We start from the raw sequence: 1744 nt of genomic DNA, 5'->3' as shown, positions 1-1744 counted from the left end.
AGTGGCACGGCCGGAAATGGTTCTTTGGACCATCGTTCGGCATTGCCTTCTTTGGCACCCCAGCAGGGCGGGGTACAGCCTGCCGGGCAGGGGCCCGCCGTCGCGCCCCCCGGTGCACCGATGCAGCCCCAGGCGCCGCGTCAAACGGATGCTATGCCCGGCGACAGCCTGGGCCAGGCCGTCCGGAGCGGGGGGGACGCCTTTTCCCACCAGCAGCCGCCGGAATACCAGCCGATCGACGCCTCAGACTATATCGCCGCCCGGCACACCGTTGCCGGGTTGGGCTCACAACTGGAAGGGCAGGGCGCGGCTCCGCACGGACCGGCCGTCGCGCCCCCCGGTGCGCCAATGCAGTCCCAGGCGCCGATCCAATCGAGTGCTCTGCCCGGCGAGAGCCTGGGCCAGGCCGCTCGGAGCGGGGAGGACGCCTTGGCCAATCAGAAGCCTCCGGCATATCAGCCCCACGACGCCTCAACCTATCCCGTCGACCGGCACATGAGTGGTGTGTCGGGCCCACCGCAGGAAGTGCAAGAGTCGACTACGCATCGGCCAGTCAATGCCATACCCGATGCGTCGGCGCAGACCCAGCCGCAATTTCAGGAGGACAAACAGGCACACAGCCAGGAAGTCGATGAATTGTTGGAGAAGACGGAGGTGCGGTCGGCTCATTCTGCGGAACAGCGTGGAAGTGGTACAAATATGATGGTGCAGCCACCTGACGCGGTAAGCGCAAGCATGAGTGCATCAGCTGGAACTCAACAGGATGTGCACCAGCAAGCGCAACCTGTTGCTATGGAGACAAGGCAGTTGGAGGTCGCAGCACCTGATACTTCTGGAGAGGTGGGTGCGTCGCAGGTCCAGCAAACGGTTATAAAGCCATCGGAATCGGTCAAGCCGGCCGAGTTTAACGACAATTCATCGGGCCCCCGACATACAGAAAAGCGATCCGTTGGTGCTCGGATTAGGCTGGCGAATGTCAGGCGTTTAGCATCCGGAATTCCAGCTCCTGGGGCTGATTTCGTAGGCAAGAAAGTGGACTAACTGCGCTACTGCGTGGTAACGTCCCTTAAGATCATGGAGGATAAAATGCCGCTCGATACCTGGGTGATTTTAGCGATCTCCTGTGCAGCTGTTGCCTTGGCGATATATAATAAAAAAAAGGGCTATGGGGCCGGTCGCCGTAGCCTGAATAACAATGATAGTTCCCTATCAATTTCGATAGGGAATATTCGCCCACATTAGTTTTCGCCACGAACTTAGGGTTTGTCGGCCGTTCGATGTCCCTCTGAGTGTCGATGCCTGTTAACTCCACGATGGCGAGGCCGATAGCGCGATCGTCTTCTTGATTGACGCCTGACGCCTGAAGTTCTCATCAAGAACGGTACCGTGCAACCCGCCTCCCGGATCGGGCCGGGACTTCTGTCGGCCTTTTATGACGGCCTGGAACAACCCGGCATATCCGCCCAGGCGGCTCTGCGGATATTCGCCCTTGCGGTCTCTCGAATAGCGGAACAGCGCCGCCGGCGGCGCCGTCCCGCCGAACGGCCGGTCGTCACGCACATAGACCCAGCAGCGCCCGGTGTCGGTCTTGCCCTTGGCCAGGACCGGCACGGTCGTTTCGTCGCCATGCAGGCGCTTCGCCGCCATCACATGGGCCTCGACCCGTCGCAGCAGCGGCTCCAGCGCGGCACAGATCGCCCCCACGGCGTCGGCCAGGGTCGACAGGCTGACCGGCACACCTTCG

Annotated in this window: 1 protein-coding gene and 1 pseudogene; one reads left to right on the top strand and one right to left on the bottom strand. The window is 61.6% G+C overall.

Annotated features, from left to right (window positions below):
• Positions 1–429 precede the first annotated feature (429 nt).
• Positions 430–1041: a hypothetical protein gene (locus P5F91_RS29070; protein WP_277909012.1), complete on the top strand. Its 612-nt coding sequence runs from the start codon at positions 430–432 to the stop codon at positions 1039–1041.
• Positions 1042–1437: 396 nt separating this feature from the next.
• Here P5F91_RS29070 and P5F91_RS29065 read toward each other — a convergent pair.
• A pseudogene (locus P5F91_RS29065) lies at positions 1438–1744 on the bottom strand (IS66 family transposase); the annotation flags it as partial.

This window comes from Nitrospirillum amazonense, assembly GCF_029594735.1.
GTDB lineage: Bacteria > Pseudomonadota > Alphaproteobacteria > Azospirillales > Azospirillaceae > Nitrospirillum > Nitrospirillum amazonense.
Note: the sequence above shows the minus strand (reverse complement) of the source record. Positions and strands in the feature narration are given on the sequence as shown.